General features: G+C 68.6%; 17 protein-coding genes. 4 read left to right on the forward strand and 13 right to left on the reverse strand.

Annotated elements, in window-relative coordinates; genetic code table 11:
* Positions 1-36 precede the first annotated feature (36 nt).
* From ACWEOI_RS00790 to infA, 10 genes are all read right to left on the reverse strand, one after another.
* Positions 37-1,017 (reverse strand): AraC family transcriptional regulator, encoded by a 981-nt coding sequence (locus ACWEOI_RS00790; protein WP_452358597.1) that lies wholly within the window; start codon positions 1,015-1,017, stop codon positions 37-39.
* Positions 1,018-1,246: 229 nt separating this feature from the next.
* On the reverse strand, positions 1,247-2,212 hold the full coding sequence (locus ACWEOI_RS00795; protein ID WP_433670746.1) for a helix-turn-helix domain-containing protein: 966 nt from the start codon (positions 2,210-2,212) through the stop codon (positions 1,247-1,249).
* 274 nt (positions 2,213-2,486) lie between these two features.
* Complete coding sequence (gene truA / locus ACWEOI_RS00800; RefSeq protein WP_452358598.1) at positions 2,487-3,422, reverse strand: tRNA pseudouridine(38-40) synthase TruA; 936 nt, start codon at positions 3,420-3,422, stop codon at positions 2,487-2,489.
* A gap of 19 nt (positions 3,423-3,441) precedes the next feature.
* Complete coding sequence (gene rplQ / locus ACWEOI_RS00805) at positions 3,442-3,945, reverse strand: 50S ribosomal protein L17 (protein WP_433670742.1); 504 nt, start codon at positions 3,943-3,945, stop codon at positions 3,442-3,444.
* A 52-nt stretch (positions 3,946-3,997) separates the two neighbouring features.
* The gene (locus ACWEOI_RS00810) at positions 3,998-5,056 is read right to left on the reverse strand and encodes a DNA-directed RNA polymerase subunit alpha (protein ID WP_033085978.1); all 1,059 of its coding nucleotides are present in this window, start codon (positions 5,054-5,056) and stop codon (positions 3,998-4,000) included.
* A gap of 105 nt (positions 5,057-5,161) precedes the next feature.
* A complete protein-coding gene (gene rpsD, locus ACWEOI_RS00815) occupies positions 5,162-5,767 on the reverse strand; it encodes a 30S ribosomal protein S4 (RefSeq protein WP_357088930.1) in 606 nt (201 codons plus the stop codon).
* A gap of 24 nt (positions 5,768-5,791) precedes the next feature.
* Positions 5,792-6,205, reverse strand: a complete 414-nt coding sequence (rpsK, locus tag ACWEOI_RS00820) for a 30S ribosomal protein S11 (RefSeq protein ID WP_213557959.1) — start codon at positions 6,203-6,205, stop codon at positions 5,792-5,794.
* A 9-nt stretch (positions 6,206-6,214) separates the two neighbouring features.
* Positions 6,215-6,586, reverse strand: coding sequence for a 30S ribosomal protein S13 (gene rpsM / locus ACWEOI_RS00825; RefSeq protein WP_213557960.1), 372 nt, complete (start codon positions 6,584-6,586; stop codon positions 6,215-6,217).
* Between the two features lie 180 nt (positions 6,587-6,766).
* On the reverse strand, positions 6,767-6,880 hold the full coding sequence (gene rpmJ / locus ACWEOI_RS00830; protein WP_033085975.1) for a 50S ribosomal protein L36: 114 nt from the start codon (positions 6,878-6,880) through the stop codon (positions 6,767-6,769).
* A 122-nt stretch (positions 6,881-7,002) separates the two neighbouring features.
* Entirely contained in the window at positions 7,003-7,224 is a 222-nt protein-coding gene (infA, locus tag ACWEOI_RS00835) for a translation initiation factor IF-1 (RefSeq protein WP_040804562.1), read from the reverse strand.
* 352 nt (positions 7,225-7,576) lie between these two features.
* Between infA and ACWEOI_RS00840 the strand changes: the two genes are divergently transcribed.
* Both ACWEOI_RS00840 and ACWEOI_RS00845 read left to right on the forward strand, forming a co-directional pair.
* Positions 7,577-11,089 carry a nucleotide-binding protein gene (locus ACWEOI_RS00840; protein ID WP_452358599.1) on the forward strand — a complete coding sequence of 1,171 codons (3,513 nt, stop codon included), beginning with the start codon at positions 7,577-7,579 and terminating at the stop codon, positions 11,087-11,089.
* A gap of 245 nt (positions 11,090-11,334) precedes the next feature.
* Positions 11,335-13,152: a serine/threonine-protein kinase gene (locus tag ACWEOI_RS00845; protein WP_452358600.1), complete on the forward strand. Its 1,818-nt coding sequence runs from the start codon at positions 11,335-11,337 to the stop codon at positions 13,150-13,152.
* A 7-nt stretch (positions 13,153-13,159) separates the two neighbouring features.
* Here ACWEOI_RS00845 and ACWEOI_RS00850 read toward each other — a convergent pair whose 3' ends face one another.
* From ACWEOI_RS00850 to ACWEOI_RS00860, 3 genes are all read right to left on the reverse strand, one after another.
* Positions 13,160-14,425 (reverse strand): DUF7373 family lipoprotein, encoded by a 1,266-nt coding sequence (locus tag ACWEOI_RS00850; RefSeq protein WP_452358601.1) that lies wholly within the window; start codon positions 14,423-14,425, stop codon positions 13,160-13,162.
* Positions 14,426-14,433: 8 nt separating this feature from the next.
* The gene (locus ACWEOI_RS00855; protein ID WP_452358602.1) at positions 14,434-15,639 is read right to left on the reverse strand and encodes a DUF7373 family lipoprotein; all 1,206 of its coding nucleotides are present in this window, start codon (positions 15,637-15,639) and stop codon (positions 14,434-14,436) included.
* 108 nt (positions 15,640-15,747) lie between these two features.
* A complete protein-coding gene (locus ACWEOI_RS00860; protein WP_357088942.1) occupies positions 15,748-16,254 on the reverse strand; it encodes a DUF4254 domain-containing protein in 507 nt (168 codons plus the stop codon).
* A 151-nt stretch (positions 16,255-16,405) separates the two neighbouring features.
* Here ACWEOI_RS00860 and ACWEOI_RS00865 point away from each other — a divergent pair, with 151 nt between their 5' ends.
* Entirely contained in the window at positions 16,406-17,269 is an 864-nt protein-coding gene (locus tag ACWEOI_RS00865) for a GntR family transcriptional regulator (protein ID WP_452358603.1), read from the forward strand.
* Complete coding sequence (locus ACWEOI_RS00870; protein WP_433670734.1) at positions 17,266-17,949, forward strand: GNAT family N-acetyltransferase; 684 nt, start codon at positions 17,266-17,268, stop codon at positions 17,947-17,949. The genes ACWEOI_RS00865 and ACWEOI_RS00870 overlap by 4 nt, the downstream gene beginning before the upstream one ends.
* Position 17,950 lies beyond the last annotated feature (1 nt).

Here is a 17,950-nt window from a genome sequence, read left to right on the forward strand (position 1 = left end):
GAACGCCAGGCGGTCACAGCGACATACCGTGCCGAGCTACCGACAGCGCGTGCCTGTGTCCAATTGCGACCGGAATTGCCCCGGCGTCACGCCGGTTTCCTGGCGAAACGCCCGGTAGAAATGCCGATCCGTGGCGAAACCGGACGCCGCGGCAACCGCCGACAGCGGCCGGGTCGGGTCCGCTCGCAACAGCCGGCGGGCGTGCTCGACCCGCATCTGCCGCACCAGCGCGGCCGGGCCGCCGATCTCCTCGCAGACCCGGTAGAGGGTGCGCCGCGAGACCAGACAGGCGTGCGCCACCTCGTCGACGGTCAGGTCCGGATCGGTGTACCGCTTCCGCAGCACCGCCAGCACCTGCTGGCGGGTGAAGACCGAATCGGCGGGCCCGGGCGAGGAGTGCCCGTTGGCCAGCAGCAACGCCGACGAGAGCATCGAGGTGACCTGCGACTCGAGCACGTCGGCCGCACGGCCGGTCTCCTCCGCGCCGAGCCGGGCCATACCCCGGAAGAAGTCGGCCACCACGCCCATCGCCCCGGTGGCGGGCAGGGCCTTGGCGATGGGCAGCTCGTCGCGCACCAGGCCGGCGTGGTCGAGCACCGCGTCCATGGGCGCGCGCACGATGGTGGACACCGCGTTCTCGGTGGTCCGGCTCTCGATCGGGCGGGCGCTGTCGTAGAAGGCGATGGTCCCGGCCCCGCCCTCGGTGATCCGGCCGCTCTGCTCGGTCCAGTTCGAGCCCTCGACCACGATGTTCACCAGCAGGAAGTCGCCGGCGGCCTGCTCGAGCTGACGCTTGGTGCGCACCACCCGCTGGGCGCTCGAGGTCATCAGCGTGAGGCTGGACCGATCGAACTGGGTGTAGCGGAGTTTGCCGTGCCAGGGCCCGGCGCCGATCGGTTCGACAATCGAGGGCAGCACGGCATCGGCGACGAGGGCCTCCCACTGCTCGAAGGCTTGCCGCGCGGAAACCTCTGAGGTCGTACGGACTTCGGCACTGGCCGTGGAAGCGATACCCACACCTGCATCATTCCACTAGCGGCCGCCGGGAGAATGGGAATGAAGCCGACTGATCCGACAAAACAGACCAATCAGCCCGATTGCTCCGGGAACTCGCCGCCCGGTCACCGGCGGCTCGAGGCGGCGACCGGGCGGCGCGTCCCCAAGTATGCCGCGCCGACGCGGCCCTGTGACTGCCCAACCGTGCCAGTTCACTGCCGATTCAGGTCAGCCGTGAAACACCCCCTGATCAGGCGTGATTTGTCCGGAATTCGCCAGGGGTCATACCGGTTTCGCGTTTGAAGGCCCGGTAGAACTGCCGCTCGGACACGAAGCCCGCCGACCGCGCCACCGACAGCAGCGGCCGCGTCGGATCGGTGCGGATCAACGACAGCGCCCGCTCCACCCGCATCCGCCGCAACATGGCCGCCACCCCGTCCTCACCCTGCTCGAACAGGCGGTACAGCGTGCGCCGCGACACCGCACACGCGCCCGCCACCTGATCGATGGTCAGCTCCGGATCGGCGTAATTCCGCTGAATGAACGCCAGCGCACGCTGTTTGGCCAGGGCGTGCGCGGGCTCGTCGCGCGGCAGGTCGCCCGCGGCCAGCTGGACCACCGAGGCCAGCAGGCCCGTACCGTGTTTGGCCAGCACCGCGGCCTGTTCCGGTGCGGTGTATTGCAACTGCGCCATGCCGCAGAAGAAGCGGCCCACGATCCCGGCCGCGCCCTCGGGCGGGAAGCGCACCGCGGTCGGCATCCGGTCCGCCGGCACCCCCGACGCGCAGACCACCTCGGCCAGCGGCACCTGCACCGCCACCACGCCCCAGGACTGCTCGAAATGCGCACTGAAGGGCCGGGAACTGACATGCAGGGTCAGTCCGCCGTCGGCCAACTCCCCCACTCGCCCGTCCTGCTCCAGCCAGCCGTGGCCGTGCGTGGTGATACAGGCGAACAGCACCGGTTCCTCGGGGTCGTGGATGAGTTGCGGTATCCGGCTCAGATGCTGCCCGCTGGCGGTCACCATCGACACATCGATGCCGTCGAAGCGCGACTGCACGATGCGCGCCCGGAACTCCCCCGACCGCACGGGTGTCACCACCAGCGGAACGTAGGCCGCCGCTACCACGGCCTCCCATTCCTCGAAAGTCTTCTGCTGCGAAACCTCCGGCGTGGAGCGAACCTCCATCACCGAGGGCTCGACGCCGCCCCTCATTGCCCGATTCTCGCATCCCACCCCCACCCCGATCCCCGAATTCCCTTAACAACCTCCAACTTTCACCCAACCGTCCGAATTGGCGCATTGCCCGCAACTCGCACAGCGAATCTTCATCCCGGACTTGCACTTTCATCCGCGCGACCGATCCGCAATCGCGCACGCGTCATCACAGCCGCGACCTCGGCGGAGGGGTGGTCGCGGGTGGGGATGAGCGGGTTGGGCCGATGGGAATCGAACGACGCGCCGGGCGGGCGGCGCGCCGAGAACGGGGTCAGTCCCCGCAGCAGCCTTCGGGATCGGCGGCACCGCCCGCGGGGCCGGGAACGGTGCGAACCTCTCGGGTCTGGATATTGCGGGCGGCCAGATCGGCGTCGGCCGGATAGTCGACGGCGATCAGCGACAGCCCGTGGGCCGGGGCCACGGTCACCGCGCTGGCGCGTTCGCGCTCGTTCAGCAGTCCGGCGATCCACTCGGGGGTACGGCGGCCCTCACCGACGGCCAGCACGCCGCCGACCAGACTGCGGACCATGGACCAGCAGAACGCGTCCGCGCTGACATAGGCGGTCAGCAGGTCGCCCTCGGCGACCCAGTCGAAGCGCTGCAGTTCGCGAATCGTGGTCGCGCCCTCACGCCGACGGCAGAAGGCCGCGAAATCGTGCAGGCCCAACAGGTTTCGGGAGGCCGCGCGCATGGCCTCGAGATCCGGGCCGGGACGGCAGGGCACCACGCCGCGGGCCTGCAGCGGCTCGGCGCCGTAGGGCGCGGTGGTCAGGCGGTAGGCGTAGTGCCGGCGGATCGCCGAGAAGCGGGCGTCGAAGTCCGGCGGCGCGATCCGGGCCTGCTTGACCCGCACGTCCTTGGGCAGGAAGCGGGCCAGCCGGTGCACCAGCTTGGGGCCGTCCACCTCGGTGTGGGTATCGAAGTGCGCGACTTGGCCTTCCGCGTGCACCCCGGCGTCGGTGCGCCCGGCCACGGTGAGCTGGATGGGTTCGCGCTGCACCTTGGACAGCGCGTCCTCCAGCACGCCCTGCACGGTGCGCAGGCCGGGCTGACGGGCCCAGCCGGTGAAATCGGTGCCGTCGTAACTGATGTCCAGCCGTACCCGAATCGAAATGGGTTCGGGCGTCGGATCCTCCACGGTCACAGCGATCTCCTGGTTAACATGGAGAAAGCCCGCCGACCCGGAGGGGACGGCGGGCTCACTCATGAATCCGATAGGGGCGGATTTACTCCGCGTCCTTGGCCTCTTCGGCGGCCGGGGCGTCAGCCACGGTCTCCTCAGCGGCAGCCTCTTCGGCCTTGGCCTCGGCCGGAGCCTCGGTGGCCTTGGAAGCGGCGACACGACGGGCACGATCGGCCTCGTTGGTCACGGTCTTCTCGCGGACCAGCTCGATGATCGCCATCGGAGCGTTGTCACCCTTGCGGGGGATGGTCTTGATGATGCGGGTGTAGCCGCCATCGCGACCCTCGAACGAGGGGCCGATGTCCGCGAACAGCGCGTGAACGATGTCCTTGGAGCGGATCACCTTCATCACCTCGCGACGGTCGGCAAGGGTGCCGCCCTTCGCCTTGGTGACGAGCTTCTCGGCATAGGGGCGCAGCGCCTTGGCCTTGGCCTCGGTGGTCGTGATGCGACCGTGCTCGAAGAGCGCCGTCGCCAGGTTGGCGAAGATCGCCTTCTGGTGCGACGCCGACCCGCCGAAGCGGGCACCCTTCTTGGGCTTGGGCATGTTGGAATCTCCTGTGTTGAAGGCCGATTCGGGGCGCTACACCCCGGATGGCCTAAAGCTGTTCGGTCTCGGCGTAGTCCTGCTCGCCGCTGTCGGTGTCGCTGAACGAGCCGCTGTCGCTCCAGGTACCGCTCGCCGCGTCGTAGCCGACGACGGAGGACGGATCGAAGGAAGCCGGGGAGTCCTTGAGGGACAGGCCGAGCGAGTGCAGCTTGACCTTGACCTCGTCGATGGACTTCTGACCGAAGTTGCGGATGTCCAGCAGGTCCGACTCGGTGCGGGCGACCAGCTCGCCGACGGTGTGCACACCCTCACGCTTGAGGCAGTTGTACGACCGAACGGTGAGATCCAGGTCCTCGATCGGCAGGCCGAACGAGGCGATGTGGTCCGCCTCGGCCGGGCTCGGGCCGATCTCGATGCCCTCGGCCTCGATGTTCAGCTCGCGCGCGAGTCCGAACAGCTCGACCAGGGTCTTGCCCGCCGACGCCAGCGCATCCCGCGCGGAGATCGAGTTCTTGGTCTCGACATCCAGGATGAGCCGGTCGAAGTCGGTGCGCTGCTCGACACGGGTGGCCTCGACCTTGTACGTCACCTTGAGAACCGGCGAGTAGATCGAGTCAACCGGAATCCGGCCGATTTCCGCACCCGACGCCTTGTTCTGCACGGCCGGGACGTAGCCGCGACCGCGCTCGACAACGAGCTCGATCTCCAGCTTGCCCTTGTCGTTCAGGGTGGCGATGTGCATGTCCGGGTTGTGCACGGTCACGCCCGCCGGGGGGACGATGTCACCGGCGGTGACGGTGCCCGGGCCCTGCTTGCGCACGTACATGGTGACCGGCTCGTCCTCTTCGGACGACACGACCAGGCCCTTGAGGTTCAGGATGATGTCGGTGACATCTTCCTTCACGCCCGGGACGGTGGTGAACTCGTGCAGCACGCCGTCGATGCGGATGCTGGTGACCGCGGCACCCGGGATGCTCGAGAGCAGGGTGCGGCGCAGCGAGTTGCCGAGGGTGTAACCGAAACCCGGCTCCAGCGGTTCGATGGTGAACCGCGACCGGTTCTCGGACACGACCTCTTCGGTCAGCGTCGGTCGCTGTGAAATCAGCATTTCTTCCTCCTTCGGACGCCCACTATTTGACGCCCACTATGTGGGGAGCCGTTGTGGCCCTGAGAGTTTCAGGGCCACAACCAGCGGCACGCTTACGCGCACCTATTACTTCGAGTAGAACTCGACGATCAGCTGTTCCTGCAGCGGAACATCGATCTGCGCACGCTCGGGGAGCTGGTGCACCAGGATCCGCAGGCGGCCGGGAACGACCTGCAGCCAGCCCGGGATCGGGCGGTCGCCGACGGTCTCACGCGCCACCTGGAAGGGGTACATGGCCAGCGACTTCGCCTTGACATCGATGATGTCGTACTGCGAGACCTGGAAGCTCGGCACGTCGACCTTCACACCGTTGACGGTGAAGTGGCCGTGCGAGACCAGCTGGCGAGCGCCACGACGGGTACGGGCCAGACCGGCGCGGTACACGACGTTGTCCAGACGGGACTCGAGCAGACGCAGCAGGTTGTCGCCGGTCTTGCCCTTCTGGCGGTTCGCCTCTTCGTAGTACTTGCGGAACTGCTTCTCCATGACGCCGTACGAGAAGCGAGCCTTCTGCTTCTCCTGCAGCTGCATGAGGTACTCGGACTCCTTGATCCGCGCGCGGCCGTGCTGGCCGGGCGGGTAAGGACGACGCTCGAACGCCTGGTCGCCTCCGACGAGGTCGACACGCAGACGACGCGACTTGCGGGTAATGGGGCCTGTATAACGAGCCATTGTTCTGTACCTTTTCCTTCCCGCTTAGACGCGACGCCGCTTGGGCGGACGGCAGCCGTTGTGCGGCTGCGGGGTGACATCGGAGATCGTGCCGACCTCCAGGCCAGCGGCCTGGAGCGAACGGATCGCGGTCTCGCGGCCCGAACCCGGGCCCTTCACGAAGACGTCGACCTTCTTGACGCCGTTCTCCTGCGCCTTGCGGGCAGCGTTCTCGGCGGCGAGCTGAGCGGCGAACGGAGTCGACTTACGCGAGCCCTTGAAACCGACGTGGCCGGAGGACGCCCAGGAGATGACGTTGCCTTCGGGATCGGTGATCGACACGATCGTGTTGTTGAACGTGCTCTTGATGTGAGCGTGGCCGTGCGGGATGTTCTTCTTATCCCGGCGACGCGCTTTCTGAGTCTTCTTCGGGCCCGAGGCCCGGCTCTTCGGAGGCATGCGCTATCCCTACTTCTTCTTGCCGGCGACGGTCTTCTTCGGACCCTTGCGCGTGCGGGCGTTGGTCTTGGTCCGCTGGCCACGCACGGGCAGGCCACGGCGGTGGCGGATGCCCTGGTAGCAGCCGATCTCGATCTTGCGACGGATGTCGGCCTGCACCTCGCGGCGCAGGTCACCCTCGACCTTGAACTCCTGCGCTTCGATGAAGTCGCGGAGCTTGGTCAGGTCGTCGTCGCTGAGGTCCTTCGACCGCAGGTCCGGGCTGACGCCCGTCTCCGCGAGGATCTCCTTGGCGCGGGTACGGCCGATGCCGAAGATGTAGGTCAGCGCGATCTCCATGCGCTTTTCGCGCGGGAGGTCGACGCCCATCAGACGTGCCATGGTTGGCGTTTCCTTACTTTTGCGGAGGTCTGCTCCCTGGCCGTCCCCTCGTAAGTGGGGCCCCGGCCTCCGTACCGGGGGTAGGCCGCCATCCGTCCCCTGACGGGACTCGGCGACGGCGACTGGCGCTGGGAGTGCTTCTTATTGCCAATCCGAACTGCGTTCGGTGCTTGGCGGAGATCAGCCCTGACGCTGCTTGTGGCGCAGGTTCTCGCAGATCACCATGACCCGACCGTGACGGCGGATCACCTTGCACTTCTCGCAGATCGGCTTGACGGACGGCTGAACCTTCACGTCAGATCCAATCTGGGTTGGTGTTCACTGGCCGTGAACACAGTTTTTCCCCGGTCAGTTCGACCGGGGAAACCCGGGGCATATCGCCCCGGAAGTCTTGATGCGCTCCCGCGAGGAGCGACTCACTTGTAGCGGTAGACGATGCGGCCGCGGGTCAAGTCGTAGGGCGAGAGCTCCACGACGACGCGGTCCTCGGGCAGGATGCGGATGTAGTGCTGCCGCATCTTGCCGCTGATGTGGGCCAGAACCTTGTGCCCGTTCTCCAGCTCGATCCGGAACATCGCATTGGGCAACGGCTCGATAACCCGGCCCTCGACCTCGATGGCCCCTTCCTTCTTCGCCATATCCTCCGCGATCCCGGTTAGGCTGAACCTGGTTGGTTCAAGCTCATTACGGCAGGTCGGCCATGAGTTTCGCAGGCGCACCGATGGATTGCTGGTGCACTGTGGCCAACCCGGTGACATACTCACTGGAGGCGGCACGAAGACATGCCACAGCCACTATGTAAGTCACCAGCGACCTACTTTACCCGTCGCCCCAGATCCGGCCAAATACGGGTGCCGTGACGTGCCCCTCCCCGGTCGCGCGGGCCGCACCCCCACCGTGAGCGGCCGGTACACGCCGGGCACGCACTCGCCGGGAATCGCTAAACTACGCCGTGTCCTGCACGATAGATCGAGGCACCCGGGGGTAGATGTGAGTCGCGAGAACGACGGACTCCCGATGCTCCCGCCCTGGCTCTCCGAGAGCGACGTCACCGACACCGGATACGAAGCCCCCGTCGAGAACCTTCCCCAGGACGACCTCATCCCCGAGGAGAAGGGCGGCCGCCGCCTCTTCGGACGCCGCAAGCCCCGCAAGGACTCGCCCGCCGAACCCCTCCCCCGGACCCCCGCCCCCACGTCCGCACCGGCCCCAGAGTCGCGCACCCAGCAGCCGACTCCGCCCACCCCGATGCCGACCCGCGACCCCGGCACCCACTTCAACCTCCCCCAGAACGGCACGCACCCCAACGGCGCCCAGCCGACCCCGCCGTCCTCCCACTCCGGCCGCCACCCCATCGGCCAGAACCCGGCCACCCAGCACCCCAACGGCCAGGCTCCCCAGCATCCGAACGGCCAGGCCCCTTCCAATCAGCCCCCCAACGGGCAGGCACCCCGCCCGAACGGCCAGGCACCTTCCAATCAGCCCCCCGATGGCCAGGCACCCCGTCCGAACGGCCAGGCACCTTTCACACAGCCGCCCGCCGCTCAGCCGCCGCAGCCGCCCCAGCCCAACAGCCAGGCACCATTCACGCAGCCGCCTGTCGGCCCGACGCCTCAGTCGCCGCAGCCCGACAGCCCGGCGCCCGTCGGCCAGGCCCCGCAGGCTCCCCAACCCAATGGCCAATCGCCCTTCACGCAGCCGCCGGTCGCGCCCGAACCCGCTCCGCCCGGCCCTCCTTCGGGGCCGCTCACGCCGCCGCCGGGCCCGCAGTTCTCCCCGCCTCCAACGCCTCCCGTGGCAGCGCCGATCGGCGCTCAGCCCGCGGGCGCGTCCCTCGCGGGCACGCCGACCGTGGGTAATCCGGAGGCCGCCGCCCCCACCCGTCCCCCGGCGGATCCGACCACGCGGATGCCGCTGCCGCCGTCTCCGAGTGAAATGGCCGCGGCGGCAAGCGATCCCGTGGTTCGTGCCGCACGACCGCCGCTGCCGCCGGCTCCGGGAGATCTCGCCGACGGCGACCAGGAGCCGACGCCGCCCGCGGTAAATCCGGCCGAGGTCACCACGAAGATGTCGCAGCCGCCGCTGCCGCCGGCTCCGGGAGATCTCGACGCGACCGGGTCCGGCATCATCGCGCCCGCCGATCCGACTACTCGCCGGCCGCTGCCGCCTGCCCCTGAATCGGGTGCCGACACAAGCGGACCGGAGCCCCTGCCGGCGCCGGGCACGCCGAAGCCGACCTCGGCCGATCGCCCGGGGTCCGGCAATGACATTCCTCCCGTACCGAATACGACGGCCGCCGCGCACGAGCTGCTCGACGCGGAACTGGCGGAGCTCGATGCCGCTGCAGGCGAGGCCTCGGACCCGGAGGCGGATTTCGATCAGGCGATGACGCCGGGCCGCCATCGCGCGGCGGAGGTCACGCCGCCTGTCGACCCGCGCCTCGACATTCCGCCCGCGCCGCCCGGTCTTTCGGCGCCGACGTCGGGCCCGCTGCCGCAGGTCCCGGGTGGCCCACAGCAGTCCGCCGACGCCGGTCAGCAGCTGCCACCGCCGCCGGGACCGTTCCCTGGCGCGCAGCACCTGCCGCCCGCTCCGAGCCCCTTCCCCGGCGCGCAGGGCCTGCCGCCCGCTCCGGGCCCCCTCCCTGGCGCACAGGGGCTGCCGCCTGCCCCGAACTCCGGTGTTCCTCCGATGCCGCCGAACCAGGGATTCCCGGCGGGACCCGTTCCGCCGCAGTTGAATCCGTGGGCGAACGGCCCGCAGACCGAGGCCGCGCCGCATTCGAACGCTCCCATCGGACATGATTCCGACATTCCGGGTATGCCCTCGGGGTTCCCCGCCGGGCAGGGCGTATTGCCATCGGCGGCCGGGGCGCCGGACGGCCATCCCTCGATGCCCGGGCGACACCCCTCGGCGGGCGGTCCCGAACCGGCGGTGGCCGAGGACCCGGACGCGAATCCTTGGGCGAATGCGCCGCTCTCCGAAGCCGCGGCGGCCGGGTTGAGTGGTCGGCACCCGGTCAGCGCGCCGCAGCCCGATTCCGAGATGCCGACTCCGCCGCACGGTTTCCCGGCGGGTCCGTTCACGTCCCAGTCGGCTCCGCAGGATCCCGATGGTGTTGGGGCTGACACGAACCCGTGGTCGAATCCCGCGACGTCCGAGGCTGCGGCCGCCAGATTCAACGGGCCGCAGGCCGACGGGATGATGCCGCCCGGCACGGGTATGCCGGGCGACGGCGCTCCCGCGCAGTCGCAGTGGGGTCCGGGGGCCGATGGACCGCAGGGTGGGCAGATGCCTTGGGCCGCACCCGGGCCGGAGCAGGGCTACCCGGGTGGGCCCGGCCCGTACGCAGCGCCTGGCGCTCCGGGGCAGCCCGGTCCCGGTTTCCCGGGACAGCCCGGCCCGGACCCGCACGTCTGGGGTGATGTGAACGCGCAGCCGGGTGGCCACATGCCCGGGCAGTACGGGATGAGTTCTGTGCAGCCCGGATTCGGTGCGCCCGGTCAGTACGGCGCTCCGGCGCAGCCCGGTCCCCCGCAGGGCGCTCGGGGCCCGGCCGGGTTCGCCGGCGGTCCCGCGCCATCGCTGGATGATGTGCCGTTGCGCCGGGCGAAGAAGGCTCCGGGCTCCGGATGGCGGCGGGCTGTGCACCATATGTCCGGTGGCGCGATCAATCCCGGCATGTCGGCGGAGGAGCGCCGTTTGCAGGAGTTGGTGGCGCGGATCCGGCAGCCGGTGCGCGGGGACTATCGGATCGCGGTGCTGTCGTTGAAGGGCGGCGTCGGCAAGACGACGACCACAATGGGTCTGGGTTCGATCTTCTCGTCGATTCGCGGGGACCGGGTGATCGCGGTGGACGCGAACCCGGACTTCGGGACCCTGTCGCAGCGGGTGCCGTTGCAGACGCGGTCGACGGTGCGGGATCTGTTGCTGGACGACCACATTCAGCGGTATTCGGACGTGCGCCGGCATACCTCGCAGGGCAGCAGCCGGTTGGAGGTGCTGGCCAGTGAGCGGGATCCGGCGGCGTCGGAGGCGTTCAGCGAGGAGGAGTACCGCGCGGTGGCGCGGATCCTGCAGCGCTTCTACAACATCATCCTGACCGACTGCGGTACCGGTCTGATGCATTCGGCGATGGCGGGCGTGCTGGATCTGGCGCATTCGCTGGTGCTGATCTCGAGTTCGGCGATCGACGGCGCGCGCAGTGCGGCGGCGACGCTGGATTGGCTGTCGCTGCACGGTCACGACCATCTGGTCCGCAATGCGGTGGTGGTGATCAACCTGCCCCGCCCGGGCGCCCCGAATGTCGGGATCAATCAGTTGCGCGACTATTTCTTGTCGCGTTGCCGCGCGGTCCACATCATCCCGTACGACGCCCACCTGGGTGAGGGCGCGGAGATCGATCTGCATCGCCTGAGCAAGCCTGTCAAGCGCGCTTATGTGGAGCTGGCGGCCACGGTCGCCGATGATTTCGGCACTGACCACCGGCACTATCGGGGCTGAGCAGGGACCGGTTCCGAAGCGGTTCGGCGGCAGGGCGTTCGACCCGCGGTGACGGTGGCCGCGGGCGGGTGGCTGCGCATGACACGGCTTCCAACGGGTGCTAGTTTGTGGCTCGATCGCGCTGCCGCCCTGTCCGGCGAATTCCTCGCGGCCGACCCCGAGAACTCGGAGTACACCTGGATGCGTAATGTCCGCGGCCTGTCCGCCGCACCCTGCCCGCTCGCGCCGAACCCGGCGGATCTCCGATGAAGGCGCTGTTGCCCGACGATCCGCGCTGGATCGGCCCGCACCACATGATCGCGGTGGTCGGCACGGGTGAGCTGGGCCGGGTGCTCCTGGGTCGGACGCCGACCGGAAAGCTCGTGGCGGTCAAGCGGATTCACGGCTCGCAGCCGGTGGACATGGAGTTCCGGGCTCGCCTGCAGCGGGAGCTGGAGACCGGCAAGCAACTGACCGGTTCCTGGTTCACGCCGGTGGTGGACAGTGACGCGGATGCCGAACGCCCGTGGCTGGCCACCGAATACCTGCCCGCGCCGGATCTGGCGACGGTGATCGCGGGCTGTGGCCCGCTGCCGGTGCCGGGTCTGCGCATGCTGGCGACGGGGCTGGCGTCCGCGCTGCTGGAGGTGCACCGCGCGGTGCTGGTGCACCGGAATCTGAAGCCCGGCAATGTGCTGCTGACCACCGAGGGCCCGCGCCTGGTGGATTTCGGCATCACGCGCGCCCGCGAGGACGGCGCGGCCACCGCCGACGCTCCCGCGTATCTGGCGCCCGAGCAGGCCGAGGGCCAGCCGGTGACCTCGGCGGTCGACATCTACGCGGTGGGCATGCTGCTGGTGCTGGCCGCGACCGGATCCATGTCGGCGACACCGGATCTGCAGGCGGTTCCGCACGCGCTGCGCAAGCTGGTCGAGTCCTGCCTGTCGGCCGATCCGGCGCATCGCCCGTCCGCGCGGCAGCTGCTGGAGCAGGCGGAGCGCATTCCCGGGGAGTCGGCCTGGCCGCAGCCGGTGCTGGATTTCCTGGAGACGCATCGCACCGACGCCGAGTGGTGGGCCTCGAGTGGTGAGCAGGAGACCCGTTACCGGGATCAGCTGGCGCGCTTGGCGGATCGCCGCCGCCGCACCATCGGCTTGGCGGCCGCGGCCGTGACCGGCGTCGTGGTGGTGGGCGGCACGGTGATCGGCCTGGTTCGCGCCTCCGATACCGAGGGTCACGCGCAGGCGCGCACGGATTCGTCCCTGGATCTGACGGCCGCCGAGTTGCGACTGCTGGACACCTGCGCGGTCCTGGACAAGGCACTGCCCGGCAAGCTGGGCACCCGCACCGGCGATCCGGAGGCCCAGCCCGGCGGCTGCGCCACCACGGTGCTCGATTCGTCGCAGCGAAAGGTCCACTACACCCTCGACATTCCCGATGCCGCGATCGGCGTGGACCAGTTGAAGCCGACCACGCGCACCGCGAGCTGGGGCACGATCCTCAGCGCGGGCGCGGCCGACAACAAATGCGACACGGTCCTGGTCGCCAAGTCGGCCGGTGATGTCCCGCTGCGCATGTCGGCCGAGCAGCTGGATCCCGCGGCCCAGCCCGGTGCCGCCTGCACCGCCGCCGAGCAGGCGCTGGCGGCCGTGGCCGAGCACCTGACCGATGTGGTCCCGCAGCGGAAGGTCGCCGCGACGTCGGTCCTGCGCGTGGACCCGTGTTCCCTGCTGCAGGACAGCACGATTCACGACATCACCGGTGAGGTCACCGACCGTCAGCATTCGCCGCACGCGTGCGCGGTGGTCGGCCCCAATGGCTGGGTGCGCGTCGACCTGGTCGACCAGTCCCGCCCCGATCAGGGCGACTGGGCCTACGAGGCCGTGCAGACCGGCGACTACACCACCTATGTGATCGGCGCCCGCACCCCGAACGACTGCAATATCGCCTACCTGGTGCGCCCGACGGACAAGGGCAATGCCGAGCAGCTGAAGTTGCAGGTGTCGGATCAGTCGGCCACTCCGGACGCGTGCGGCAAGGCGGCGAAGCTCCTCGCCGACGCGGTCTCGAAGCTGCCGAAGTAGCCGCCCGCTACAGGTATTGGGCCTTGGCGAGCAGCGCGTACTGCGCGGCCGCGCGTTGCTGGGCGTCCAGGAGCTGGGCCCCGGCGACGCGCGCGACGTAGCGGTCGTAGTGCAGGGTGCAGACGTAGCGGTCGGTGGCGTTCCAGGCCTGGGAGTAGCTGGTGCGGTTGGGGCTGGGGTTCTCGGCGCAGGTCGCCCCGGGCACGCCGGGCGGTGCGTCGGTCGTGCCCTGGATGAGCCCGTTGATGCCGGTCCACAGGCTCGCCGCGGCTTTCGCGTCGCGGGCGCGGAACAGCAATGCGCCCTTGACGGTCGTGGCGGTCAGGTCGACGCCGTTGTCGTCGAGCAGCGGCTTCCACGGCGCTTGATTGTCGACGGTGTGCAGGTAGCCGCGGGATGTTCGCACGGCCTCGTCCTGCCCCGGTCGCGGATAGTCGGCGGGGTGCAGGGTCCGCCGCAGCATGCCTTCGGGGTCGTAGTCGAGGTAGAGGATTTCGCGTGCGGTCAGCGGGGGCGTCTTGTCGAGCAGCGGCAGCTGGGCGTCGATGATCTTGGTGGCCAGTGCTTTCAGGCCGTCGATCTCCGCCTCGGGCGTCCGGACCGCGATATTGATCGCGTACTGGCCGCGGGACACCGTCGCCGCCATGGAGGGAATGCCGGGCCGCCAGTGGGCTTTCGCGGCCGGGTACTTGTCCAGGCTCACCCGCACGTTGTCGGCGGCCGCGACGGCGAAGTCGGCGGACTCGATGCCGTCGGCGGCCGCCCGCGCCTGCTGTTCGTCGGGGAACTGCATCACGGTCACGTTGAGGGTGGTCGCGGTGGGATCGTTCTCCCAGCCTTCGAAGGGACTCGCATTGCCCGAGCTGTGGTCGATGTACAGGGTTTCGAGGCGGGCGTGGTCGCTGACGGTGGTCGAGTAGGCCAGCATCAGGTGATTGGCGTCGAGCACCGGCTTGGCGGCCTGTGCGATCGCGAAGCCGGTCTCGGGCCGGGCCAGCGCCGTGTAGCCGAAGCGCGGGTCGACGTCAGCGCCGCTCACCACGGCGTCGCCGAGCCGCGCGACGGCGATGGCGCTGCCGTCGCGGAACGAGTGATCGTAGGCAGCGCGGAAGTCCATGGGCGTGGTCGGGTAGTTGCCGATGGCCAGGGTGCGGATGTCGATCTCGCCGGCGGCGGGCGACCCGGAGACGGTGCCCCCGCACCCGGCGAGCACCAGGCTGAAACTGGCAGCGGTAGCGGCGAATACGGCCCTACGCCGATTGATCTTGTACACGACTACCCCTATTTGTCGTTGGCGAGAATGGCGTACTGCGCCGAGATCCGCTGATACACGTCCTGCGGCTGCTGCGACCACGCCTCGGCCGCGTACCGCCCGTAGGCGACCATGCAGCGGTACGGGAACTGGAACACGACCGGCCCCTGGTACTTGACGCATCGGGCGTTGGGCAGCCCCTGCGGGGAGTCGATCCGATGCCAGGCGCGGCCAACGGATTCCACGCCGACGAACCCCTCGGCCGCGGCGGCGTCCCTGGTGCGGACCAGCCGACCGGCGCCGAATCCCATGAAGTCGACCCCGTACTTGTCGAAGAGGGCGCGCCCCTCGTTCGGGTCGTCCTCCCGGTGCAGCGCGGCGTCCCGGCTCAGGGTGCCCTGGAGCGCGAAGGCCGTCTGATCACCGTCGGGACGGATCAGGGTCAGCTTCAGAATGCCCTGGGGGTCGATCGGCAGGTTGGCGAGCTGGTCGACCGGAGTCGGCCGGAAGTCCTTCAGCCGTTCGACCGTCACGCCGATCGCCTTGTCCGACAACGCCAGCATGACGTTCGGGTCGGAGATCTTCAGCTCCACGTTCTCGTGGTGGTTGACCACGTCGCCGATCACGTACCGGCCGGTCGCGTACCAGGACGAGAGCGCCTGGAACTGCGGGATCCACACCACGCGCGCGCTCGGATACCCGGTCGACTGCAACAGATCCGGATTGGTGATGGTGTCGAAGCGCATCCCCGACAGCGCGATGGCCGCGGCGGTGGCGGCGGCGTCGCTCTCGAAGATCATCACCGAGTGCCGCAGCGTGTACCCGAGGTTCTTGGTGTCGGCGTTGGAGGCGGCCGCGGTCCCGAATCCGGCGACCAGTCCAGGGGTGGCGGCGGTGAAGGCGTCATTGTCGAAGGACGCGAAAGGTGAACTGTTGCCGAAGGCCTTCACGTCGATGAAGGTGTGCACCCCGCCCAGATTGTGGGTCAGCGCCGGATCGATCTGCTGCGGCAACGGCACGGCGTCCGCGAGGCGCAGGGCTTCCAGGTTGCGGCTCATGCGTGCCGGGTCCTTGGGGACCAGTTGCTGGGGTTTGGTGGCGTAGCTGCCGGTGTCCAGCTTGCCCAGGTCGACGGTTTCGGCGGCGGCCCCCGGGTCGGACCCGCATCCCCCGGTGACGAGTGCCGTAATCGCCAGTAGCGCAGCGGCTATCGCGCGAACTCGTAGCTTGTCCACAACTCCCCTTGTGGTCGAACTCAATGATCGTGCCAACCGTATACGCGGAAACGCAAAGATGACGGTCCGGGCCGCCCTCGGGCCCGGACCGCGCATCGGTCTCGCTGTTTACCAGGCGGGCAGCCGGCGACGCCCGGCGAGAACATCTCGCACGAGATCGTCGTAGGCGTCCGACAATTCGGCTAAATGGTGCCAAGCGCCGTGCAGCATTTCATCATTGGCGTCAAGGGTCATCAACGCGTGATGCGCTCTCACTGATGCGTCCGCGAGCCGGTCGATGACCGATCCGACTGTTTCGGTGTGCAAGGTCGCACCCAGTCGATGCTGGGGAACCGAGCGCACGATCCAATCGTCTATGGCCATGACCAATTCGATTCGGCGACGCTTGTTTTCGATGATCGAGGTCGGATCGGTTTCCGGGCCGATACCGCCGCGCCCGACCACTCGCCGCTCGTGCAGTACCGCGAGATCATGGGCGAACCACAGCAGGGGTCCGCCGATGACCCGGTGACCGCGACAAGCGCGCAGGAGTAGGTCGGAGGTCGGCAATAGGCCGGAAGCCAGTGGCTGCGCCTCCAAGTCCACATAGGAACAGGAGACGTCGGGCAATGCCACAACGACCGTGTTTGATGTCTCCGAACCTGCCACGTTGCCTCGCGTTCGACGTATAACAACACCGCATTCAGGACGTTCATTACAATAAACCTCAGAATGCTCCTGTCAAGCCTTACACGGCAGTAGAACTACCGGAGTAGACTTCCAACCCTTGAAGCAACAACCGAGGAGCGAGATGGCGGACGGTCCGAGATACCAACGGATCGCAGACCTCCTCCGCGAGGAGATCCGCGCCGGCAAGTGGGAACCGGGCGATCGACTACCGAGTCACAATGAGTTGGCCGATCAGATGCAGGTCTCGATTACGACGGCTCGCAATGCGATTCAACTCCTGGTTGCCGAGAATTTGATCTATACAGCGACTTCCCGGGGCACCATTGTGCGCAGCCAGGAGGTCCTGGAATCCGTTGTGACCAACCACATCCGACCTGATCGGCCGCGTGCGGCCCACGACATCTTCTCGGAGATCGCGCGCGCGGCCGGTCGCGAGCCGTCCAAACAGTTCAGCGCGAGAATGGAACCGGCCAGCCAGGAGGTGGCGCACTGGCTGGGCGTGGCGCGCGACGAATGGGTCGTTTCGCGAACTATCATGCAGTATCTGGACAACGAACCGTGGTCATGGGAGGTCAGCTTCTATCCGCGAGATCTGGCCGAGGCCACCGGAATCGACGCGCCGCACGATATCCCCGAGGGGACGACGCGGCGCCTCGCCGACCGCGGTTACGCCGAGACGGCACACCGCGACACGGTCGTTTCCCGTCCCGCCACGGCCGAGGAAGCGACCTTATTGGGCGTCGGTCCAGGCACCATTCTTCTCGATCATTTACGCATCGGGGCCAATCATGATCGCGTCACCCGAGTGACCCGTCATCGTTCCACTGCGGCCCGCAACCGATTGGCATACGAATTGGGCGATGACGAAGGAACGGACATTATTCGTAAAACTCTGGGCGCGCCATTTCCGACCGGTAATTCTCATTCCTTCGGTAATTCCCTGCTACCCGGTTCGCCATGAAACCGCACCTGCGTCGGGCCCGCGTCGCGGATCTGGGGACCATCACCCGGTTCCGGTTGCAGCGCACCAGCTGGCTGGCGGCGCGCGGCAGTGACCAGTGGACGCGGGCCGGACGTGGTCTCCCCATCGAGACCTTCGTCCGGTCCGTGGCCCACGCGGTCCGGCGCGGTGAGACCTGGATAGCGGAGGTGGACGGCGAACCCGCCGGGACCATCACGGTCAACGACCGCGCCGACGAGAACCTCTGGTCCCCCGGCGAATTGGCCGACGCCGTGATCGTCCACTACATGATCGTCGATCTACGCTTCGCCGGAATCCGCGTCGGCGAGGCGCTGCTCGCGCACGCCGCGCTCCTGGCCCGCCGCCAGCACCGCGGCTGGGTCCGCCTGGACGCCTGGACCACCAATCAGGGCCTGCACGCCTACTACCGCCGCGCCGGCTTCCGCCTCGCGCGCATCGCGGGCCCCGAGGCGACCGGCCCCTCCCGTGCCCTCTTCGAACGCCCGACCTCGGCCTGGTCCCACGACCTGGTCCGCCCGACCCTCACCCTGGCCGCCGGCGAAACCACCCGTTTCACCATCGATCCCGCCTCGGCCCCCACCTGGACCCTCACCCAACACCCCTTCATCCGCCCCCACCCTGGCGTGACCGCCGAGCCGGGCTCGGCGGCCACCACCTGAG

The organism is Nocardia sp. NPDC004340 (assembly GCF_053602575.1).